Below are 8,655 nucleotides of genomic sequence, written 5' to 3'. Positions count from 1 at the left end.
GCGCCCGGCGCCCGCGGGGATCTGACCGAAGGTCCCGTACGAGACGGCTTCGGCGCGTACCGTCCGGGGTACCGCACAGGGAGCGGCGGGCGGGACAGCGGGGGGCGTGGACGTGGACGCGCGGATGAGGGAAGAGCTGTCGCCGCGCGGCGCGCAGCGGACGACCAGGGGACATGCGCTGATCACCGGCGGATGGGCGCTGCGGGTGGCGGGCATGGCGGTGGGCCTGGCGGGATTCCTGGTCGCCAGGGCCTCCTTCTACGCCGACCAGCTGGCGTATCTCGACACCCGGCCCGTCTTCTGGTGGCTGCGCCTGCTGGCGGGCGTGGCCGCCTTCTTCGCCGGCCTGCTCGTCTTCTGGACCGGCCGCCGTCTCGTCGTGCGCGGCAAGCAGCACACCGCCGACATCATCGATTCCTTCGACCGGCTCACCGGGACCCGCTACGTGCTGTATCTGCGTCCGTTCTCGACGGACCCGGAGATGGCCTCGCTGCCCATCGAGGTCCCCGGCGGCAACTGGGGCGAGAGCGCCTTCTTCGCCTCCGGGCTCACCCAGGAGGAGGCCCTGGTCCGGCGCTTCAGGCGGTTCGGCCGGGTGATCGGGATCGGCAGCCCGGGGGAGCCTCTTCCGCTGACCGGCGCGGTACGCGCGTATCTGCCCGTCGACGACTGGAAGTCCACCGTGACCGGGCTGATCGGCGGCGCGCATGTCGTGCTGCTGTCGGCGGGCCCCGGCCCGGGCACGGTGTGGGAGTTCACCGAGGCGCTGCGCGTCCTGCCGCCCACGCGGCTGGTGCTGCTGGCCTACTGCGACCCCGCGACCTATGCCCGCTTCCGTACGGCCGTCGCCGAGGAGTACGCGCGACGGTCGGGGACCGAGCCCGGGGCCCCGGACACCGGCCGGTGGCCGCCGCTGCCGGCGCTTCCGGACTTCCCGCCGCTCGCCCGTCCGCGACGGCCGCTCTGGGAGACCGTGCTCAACGGCGGCCGGTCCCGCTCGCGCTGGGACTTCCACCTCAAGGGCCTGGTCGCCTTCGGGCCGGGCTGGCGGGGGACCTTCATACGGTTCGACCCGTCGACGCTGCGGCTGCCCAGCATCGTATCGCTGAACCGGTTGGTCACCCGTCAACTCAAGCCGGTCATGGCTCAGTTGGCGACTCTTCCGGCACGCGGAATCGATCCCCCGGCAGCGGATGGTCGGCCATCATGACCTCATGGCCGGCATCGATGAAACGCTCTGGAACGAAGGCGTCAGCCCGTCTGACTACGCTTGCGGCAAGGACGGATATCAGGGTGCGGTACTGGAGCAGTACAAGCTGTGCGTCGAGATGGCGGACCGGGTCAGTTCCCGGCGGAATCTCACCAACACCTTCTTCCTGACCCTCAACACCGCGGTCGTCGCCACCCTCGCCGCGGTGTTCCCCGGTGAGGTGCGGCAGCCGCGTCCGGTGTGGGTGGTGCTGTCGGGGCTGTTGATCCTGCTGACGCAGTGCCTGGTCTGGTGGGTGATGATGCGCTCCTACCGGCAGCTCAACGCCGCCAAGTACGCGGTGATCGGCGCGCTGGAGCGGAGGCTCCCGGCGTTCGCCTACTCGGACGGGGAGTGGGGCGCCCTGGGCGAGGGCCGCGACTGGCGCCGGTATGTGCCGCTGACCTATGCAGAGCAGTGGGTTCCGCTCACCTTCGGCACGGCCTACGTCATGGGCTGTCTGGCCGTCGTGCTCTGAGCCGCCGCCCGGCCGCCGGAAGGACTCCCCGGCCGGGTGGGACAATGGCCGGAGACGTGAACCGGCGGATGGACGAGGTGTGATGCGAACGGTCGCCGTAACCGGGCATATGGGCCTGGCCGAGGGCGCGGACGCCCCGCTGCGGGACGCGCTGCGGGATGTTCTCGGCGAACTGACCGAGGGAGCGCACGGGTGGATCGGCGTGTCCTGTATCGCCCCCGGCGCCGACTCGCTCTTCGCCGAGACGGTCCTCGCCCTCGGCGGCGAGCTCGCGGTGGTCCTGCCGTTCCGCGACTACCGGGGGTCCCTGGTCGACGAACGGCACAGGGCGCGGTTCGACCGCTTGGTGGAGGCGGCCTCCGACATCATGGTGATGCCCGCCGTGGAGGAGGGTCTCGCGGCGTTCGAGGCCGCGAACACCGAACTGCTCAAGCGGGCGGACGTCCTGGTCGCCGTCTGGGACGGGGCGCCCTCGGCGAAGGGCGGCGGCACGGCCGCCACGGTCGCCGAGGCCCGCGAGGCGGGCATCCCCGTCCGCGTGGTCTGGCCCTCAGGCGCCCGCCGCGGCTGATCCGCGCCCGCGCGGGCGGCTCACCTCACCTTCGCCGCGCGAGCGGGGAACGGTTGGCTGACGGGCCTGTGCGGGGCTGCCCCGGGCTCCCCGGAGTCAAGCAGTCTGCCCGCCCTCTCGTTCGATTGACGCACATCCGTGCGACACGTACGGTTCCGGTGCCGTGCGCGGGGCACGGTACGCGAGGAGGGTGAGACCGGTGGGTCGTCTGGCGGACGAGGACAGTGCCGCGAGGCGGCGGCGCCGGCTTCCCGGCGCCGCGAACACGGCGGACTTCTCCGAGGCGCTGGCCCGCGGGCTCTCCGTCCTCGCCGTGTTCAACGGGGAGCGGCGGCGGCTCACACAGGCGGACCTCGCCCGCGAACTCGGCCTGTCCCGGGCGACGGTACGGCGCGCGGTGCTCACTCTCGAACACCTCGGCTACCTCGTCGCCGACGGCCGGACCTACGGGCTGAGCCCCGGTGTGCTGCGGCTCGCCGACGCCTATCTCACCTCCAACCCGGTCAGCGCCGTCACGCAGCCGGTGTGCGAACGGATCCGCACCCGCGTGGACGAAGCCTGCTCGGTGGCGGTCCTCGACGGCGCGGACGCGGTCGTCGTCGCCCGCGCCGTGCCCCGCCGCCTCGCCGCCGTGGGCAGCGGGATCGGCTACCGCACGCCTGCCGCCGTCTCCTCCCTCGGCCGGGTCCTCCTCGCGCACCTGTCACCCGGCGAACGCTCCGCCTGCCTCGGCACGGAAGCGGCGGCCTCCCTGGACCACGACGCACTGGACCGTGTCCGCGAGGACGGTTACGCCTATGTGGCCCACGACATCGAGGCGGGGGCTCACTCCATCGCCGTCCCCCTCCACCGCTGGGACGACCGGGTGACAGCGGCACTGCACGTCGGCTGCTCCCTGGAACGGATCAGCCCGCAGGCCATGCACGACGAGGTGCTGCCCCTGCTGCGCGAGGCCGCCGGGGAGCTGCGCGGACAGCTGATCTAGGGGTTCCGTCCCGGCGCGTCGGTGACCCGCGCGCCCTGGCGCCGCTCCCGGCCACGGGCCCGTCGGTGCCCCCAGCGGTCCGCCGGGGCGCATGGCCGGACCCTCCCTCGTACCACCGCACCACCGCACCGCCGTCCCACGGGCTCGCGTCACAGCCGGTCCGCCATCAGCTCCGCCGCCATGACGGCCGCGAGATGGGTGTTGGCCCGGGGGACCGAGGGGAAGACGGACGCGTCGACCACGCGCAGTCCGTCGACGCCGAGCACCCGGCAGGCGGGGTCCACGACGGTGCCGGGGGCCGCCGGGTCGCCCATGGCGCAGGTGCTGGTGGCGTGCTGCGCGTCGTACGCCGTGGCCAGCAGGCGGCGGTTCAGCTCCGCGTCGTCGTCGAGCGCGGCGAACAGCCCGGAGTTGACCCGCTCGGGCGGGCACGCGGTGATGGGCCGGACCTCGTCGCCGCACACCAGCTCCACGACATGCCGTACTCCGGTCCGCATCCGCGCGAGGTCCCGCGCGTCGGACAGCATCCGCTGCCGCACCACGGGCTGCACGGTGGGATCGGCCGACGCGAGGGTCACCTCGCCCCGCGAGTGGACCTGGTTGACCCACACCCCGAAGGCCCCGGCCCCGGCATGGGTCTCGGCGATCTCCATCGCCAGCACGTTCTGATTGCCAGAGGTGATCATCAAATCGTTCGTCTCCGCCGCCGGGCCGTCGCCGGTGAAGCGGACGCATACGTTGGTGTGCCGGTCGTCGGGCGTCCTGACGACCGATTCCGCGTTCAGCGGGATGCTCACGAACACCACCGGATGGTCCTGGAGCCCCTGACCGGCCGGCAGGTCCCGCACCACATCGACGCCCAGGGAGCGGAGACGCCGGGCGGGCCCCACACCGGACCGCAGCAGGATCGCCGGCGAGTGCACCGCGCCGGCGCTCAGGACGACGAGGTCCGCGTACTCCACGGTCGCCGTACCGTCCTGGATCACCCTCACCCCGACGGCCCGCCCGTTCGCGAACACCACCCGGTCCACCAGGGCGCCGCCCCGGACGGTGAGCGCGGCCAGCCCCCGCGACGGCTCCAGATAGGCATCGTTCGTGGAGACCCGGCGGCCGTGCCGGGAATTGACCGGATACGGGGAGACTCCCGTCGCGCCGGGCGCGTTCACATCGGGCGCCCAGCCGTGCCCGGCGGCCCGGGCGGCCCGGTCGAGGGCCGCGTCCACGGCACCCCACTCCTCGCGCGGCGCGCGGTGGATGGGGATGGGGCCGCCCCGCCCGTGGTACGGGGCGTCGCCGAACGCCTCGTCGTCCTCCAGCCGCGCGAAGTACGGCAGCACATCCTGCGGCGACCAGCCCTCGCACCCCGCCCGGACCATGTCGGTGAAGTCGTCCATGGTGGGCCGGATCGCGATCTGACCGTTGACGGCCGAACTCCCGCCCACCCCGCGTCCGCGCCAGAACGGCGCCGGCTCCTGGGCGTCCGTCCGGGTGGCGTACAGCCCCTGCCATACGAGCTTCCCGGCCGTGCCCGGATCGAGCAGCGCGCGCAGGGGGTTGGGGGAGCGCCACACCTCCGGCATCTGCGCCGAACGGTAGTCGGGGCCCGCTTCCAGAAGGAGCACCCGCCTGCCCGCTGCCGCGCACCGCGCCGCGAGGACCGCCCCGGACGATCCCGCACCCACCACGATCAGGTCCCAGCCGTTTCCGGTCACCGGACCTCCCTCCCCTGAGAGTTCGATTAACGCACATAAGTTCAAGATTTCACGCTAGGCTCAACTCGCCTCCCTCGCAACGGATTTACGGACGACCCCGGGCCGCCGCATGCCGACTCTGATCGCCGGCGGGAGCGAGAGGTACCGCTCGGGAGCGAGCTGTGCCGCCTTCTCCGTCCCGCGGCGCACAGCGGTGAGCGCACGGAAATACGTGTGCGCCACGGCGTACCGTCTCGTACTGTCCGGAGCTATGAGCACCATCGTCCGTGATGTCCGCCCCGGCGACGCCGTCTCCGTATGCCGGGTCCTGCGCGCCGTGCTGCCGCATCAGGTGACCACCCCGGAGAGCGTTCTGCACGAGGTGCGGACGGCGGAGCCCGCCGCCAGGAGCCGGACGGTCGTCGCCGAGCGGGACGGGGAGATCATCGGCACGGCTGCCGCCGGGATGCTCCACGACGCCCGGGAGCCGGGTCTGTCCACCCTCAGCGTCCATGTCCACCCGGACCACCGGGGCCGGGGGACCGGCGGACTGCTTCTCCGCACGGCTCAGCGGCACCTGGCGGCGGAAGGCGCCACACAGGTGTCCACCTGGGCGACGGACGAGCCCGCGTCGCTGTCCTTCGCCGGACGGCACGGCTACCGGCCCTCCCGCTCCTCCTGCTTCCAGCGACTGGACCTGACCGAGGACGCCCTCCCTCCGCTGCCCGAGCCGCCGCCCGGCGTCGCCCTGCGGACCGTAGCGGACTTCGCGGACGACCCGCGCCCGGTGTACCGGGTGGACACCGAGGCCACCACCATCGATCCGGCCGACATCGACACGGAGTTCGCGGAGTACGACGACTGGCTGGAGCACACCTGGGCGCATCCGCTGATGGACCGGGCGCTCTCCACCGTCGTTCTCAAGGACGGCGAGCCGGTGGCGTTCACCCTGGTCGAGTCGGACGGCCGCGCCCGCTATCACTCCGGCGTCACCGCCACCGTCCCCGCCCACCGCGGACGCGGATACGCCAAGCTCGCCAAGAGCCACTCCCTGCACCGTGCCCGGGACGCGGGCTACCAGTCCGCCTTCACCAGCAACGACGTCGACAACGAGCCCATGCTGGCGATCAACACCTGGTTCGGGTACCGCGTCTGCGGCACGGAAGTCCGCCACACCCGAAGCCTCGGCTGACGCGGCGCCGCGAGTGGTGACGGAGCTCGGAGCCGACGGAGCGAGGAACCGATAACGGTCGGTCAACTCCGCTGTATGTGTACCTTGTTGATGCCGACGAGGAGAAGCAGCATGGTGTGCGGGGGGCCTCATGGAGTTGGACAGCGCTGCGCCGAGCGACGCCGCCGTCGCGCGGGTCATGGACGCCGCGGGGCAGCCGGCCGGGGCGGGATTCCTCACCCGGCGCAACGAGGTGATCACCTGTGCGCATGTGGTGACCATGGCGCTCGGCCTCCGCCATGATGCGACCGACCGCCCCACCGGGCGGCTGTGGGTGGATTTCCCGCTGGCCGAACCAGGTCTGAAGGTGGCCGCGCGGATCGAGTCCTGGACGCCGGTCGGCGCCGACGGAACCGGAGACATCGCCGTTCTGCGACTGCTCACCGACGCCCCGCCCAAAGCGCGGGTCGCGCGCCTGGTGGAGAACGTCGCCGGTCCCGACCGCCGCGTCCGCACGTTCGGGTTCCCGAACAGGCACGACGACGGTACGTGGAGCGTCGGCTGGCTGCGTGGCCGGCAGGGCACCGGATGGTTCCAGTACGACACCGATCCGGCCAGCCAGCATCGCGTGGAACGCGGCTTCTCCGGCGCACCGGTCTGGGACGTCGACGAGGGCGGCGTGGTCGGCATGGTCGTGGCCGCCGACAGCCGGTCGAGCGTCCGGACCGCCTATGTGATCCCGACGGAGAAGCTGCGCGACAGCTGGCCCTCGCTGAGCGAGGCATCCCTGACGGCATGCCCGTTCCGCTCCCTGGAACCCTTCCAGGAGCGGGACGCCCGGCTGTTCCACGGCCGGGACGAACCGGCCCGCCGGATCGTCGACCTGCTCGGACACGCTCCGGTGACCAGCCTGGTCGGCCCGTCCGGGAGCGGGAAGTCCTCGCTGCTGTACGCGGGGGTCCTGCCGCGGCTGCGCGAGCGCGCGCCCGATCTCGGGATCGTGGCCTTCCGGCCCGGGCAGCTGGGCGGAACCCCGCTCACCGCGCTGGCGCTCGCGCTGATCCCCCTGCTGGAAGCCGATCTGACCGAGACCGCCCGGCTCGCCGAGCTGCCCAGGCTGACCGAGCTGCTGCGGCAGGGACAGATGCCGGCGATCGTCGACCGGGTGCTGGCGCGGCAGGGGAAGCAGCGGCTGCTGGTGATCGCCGACCAGTTCGAAGAGGCGCTCCTCGACTTGGGCCAGGCCGACCTCGATCCGCTCGCGGGCGCGCTGGCGCACGCGGTGCAGGCCGACTCGCGCCTGCGGGTCGTGATCAGCCTGCGTACGGACTTCCTCACCGCCGCTCTGAACCACCCGGCGCTGGTGCCGCTGCTCGGCGGAGACCGGCTGTTCACGGTCGGCGCGATGTCGGACAGCGAACTGCGCGCCGCGGTGGTCCGTCCGCTGGAGAACTCGGGGGTGATCTACGAACCCGGCTTGGCCGACCGGATCCTGAGCGACCTCGGGACCGATCCCGGGCGGCTTCCCCTGCTGGAGTTCACCCTGACGAAACTGTGGGAACGCCAGCAGCACGGCGTGATAGGCCATGCCGCGTACGAGGCGCTGGGACGCGTCCACGACGCGCTGGTCAATCATGCCGAGCAGGTGTGGACCAGCGGCCTCACGGAAGAGGAGCACAGCGGGGCGAGGGCGCTGCTCGTGCAGCTGGTGCACCCGGCCGACGAGCGGGCGCCCACCCGTCGCACCGTGGCCCGCTCGGAGCTGCCGCCCGACCAGTGGCGGATCGCCCAGCGGCTGATGAGCACGCGTCTGGTGGTCCCCGGCGAGGAGTTCCGCCCGGGCGGCGGACCGCCGGAGGAGACGGTCGAGCTGGCGCACGAGACGCTGCTGACGCAGTGGCGCCGGCTCAGGGAGTTCGTCGAGGCCGACCATGAGTTCCGCAGCTGGCAGGAGAGCCTCCGGCGGAAGATCGTACGGTGGGAGGCCCGTGGACGCCGCGGGCGCGGTCTGCTGAGCGGAGCGGAACTGACCGGCGCCGAGCTCCGCGAGGCGCGTACCTGGCGAAGCAGCCGGGAACACGAACTGAGCCCGGCCGAGAAGACGTTCATCGACACCGCTGTCCGGAGGGTACGCCGTCGTCTGCTCGCGCTCACGGCGATGGTGACATCGGTCGCTCTCGTCACGGGCCTGTTCTTCTGGGCGGACCGGAACAACGCCCGCGCGGACGCGGCCGGCCAGGCTTCCCGTGTACTGGCCCAGCAGTCACGCGACGCCCAGGAGAGCTTCACCGACGAGGGCCCCTACACGGCGCTGCTCCTGGCGCTGCGCGCCTACCGCACCCGGGACACGGCGGAGACGAGGGCGCTGGTGGACGAGATGTACGCGCGGTACGGCTTCGCCGACCTGGTCGTCCCCCGATACACGCCCATGGCTCTGCTGATGGACGACGCGGCCGGCAGTCTGCCGGCCCCGTCCGTCGCCGACGCCGCGGGGCGGGTCATCGCCTCCA

The 8,655-nt window shown here is 72.5% G+C and carries 7 protein-coding genes; 6 read left to right on the top strand and 1 reads right to left on the bottom strand.

All coding sequences use genetic code 11. From position 1 onward, the window contains the following. Positions 1–106: 106 nt before the first annotated feature. The 4 genes from FF041_RS09660 to FF041_RS09645 all read left to right on the top strand — a co-directional run bounded on the left by FF041_RS09660 (position 107) and on the right by FF041_RS09645 (position 3,283). On the top strand, positions 107–1,210 hold the full coding sequence (locus FF041_RS09660; RefSeq protein ID WP_153522041.1) for a hypothetical protein: 1,104 nt from the start codon (positions 107–109) through the stop codon (positions 1,208–1,210). A gap of 4 nt (positions 1,211–1,214) precedes the next feature. Then, positions 1,215–1,727 carry a RipA family octameric membrane protein gene (locus FF041_RS09655; RefSeq protein ID WP_153522039.1) on the top strand — a complete coding sequence of 171 codons (513 nt, stop codon included), beginning with the start codon at positions 1,215–1,217 and terminating at the stop codon, positions 1,725–1,727. An 82-nt stretch (positions 1,728–1,809) separates the two neighbouring features. Then, complete coding sequence (locus FF041_RS09650) at positions 1,810–2,298, top strand: hypothetical protein (RefSeq protein ID WP_153522037.1); 489 nt, start codon at positions 1,810–1,812, stop codon at positions 2,296–2,298. A 199-nt stretch (positions 2,299–2,497) separates the two neighbouring features. Continuing rightward, the gene (locus FF041_RS09645; protein WP_153522035.1) at positions 2,498–3,283 is read left to right on the top strand and encodes an IclR family transcriptional regulator domain-containing protein; all 786 of its coding nucleotides are present in this window, start codon (positions 2,498–2,500) and stop codon (positions 3,281–3,283) included. Positions 3,284–3,432: 149 nt separating this feature from the next. Here the strand turns inward: FF041_RS09645 and FF041_RS09640 are convergent, their stop codons facing one another. Then, complete coding sequence (locus FF041_RS09640) at positions 3,433–4,995, bottom strand: GMC family oxidoreductase (RefSeq protein WP_323391529.1); 1,563 nt, start codon at positions 4,993–4,995, stop codon at positions 3,433–3,435. A gap of 250 nt (positions 4,996–5,245) precedes the next feature. Between FF041_RS09640 and FF041_RS09635 the strand changes: the two genes are divergently transcribed. After that, a complete protein-coding gene (locus FF041_RS09635; protein ID WP_153522031.1) occupies positions 5,246–6,166 on the top strand; it encodes a GNAT family N-acetyltransferase in 921 nt (306 codons plus the stop codon). Positions 6,167–6,296: 130 nt separating this feature from the next. Next, the coding region (locus FF041_RS09630; RefSeq protein ID WP_194291980.1) for a S1 family peptidase at positions 6,297–8,655 on the top strand (2,359 nt) is incomplete at its 3' end.

This window comes from Streptomyces jumonjinensis (genome assembly GCF_009600885.1).
Taxonomy (GTDB): Bacteria; Actinomycetota; Actinomycetes; order Streptomycetales; family Streptomycetaceae; genus Streptomyces; species Streptomyces jumonjinensis.
The sequence above is the reverse complement of the archived record's forward strand: the minus strand, read 5'-3'. Positions and strand labels throughout refer to the sequence as shown.

Bases quoted from the DNA above. Each gene is read 5' to 3' on its own strand.
- FF041_RS09635 (WP_153522031.1), top strand. From the start codon at position 5,246: ATGAGCACCATCGTCCGTGATGTCCGCCCCGGCGACGCCGTCTCCGTA.
- FF041_RS09650 (WP_153522037.1), top strand. From the start codon at position 1,810: ATGCGAACGGTCGCCGTAACCGGGCATATGGGCCTGGCCGAGGGCGCG.
- FF041_RS09655 (WP_153522039.1), top strand. From the start codon at position 1,215: ATGGCCGGCATCGATGAAACGCTCTGGAACGAAGGCGTCAGCCCGTCT.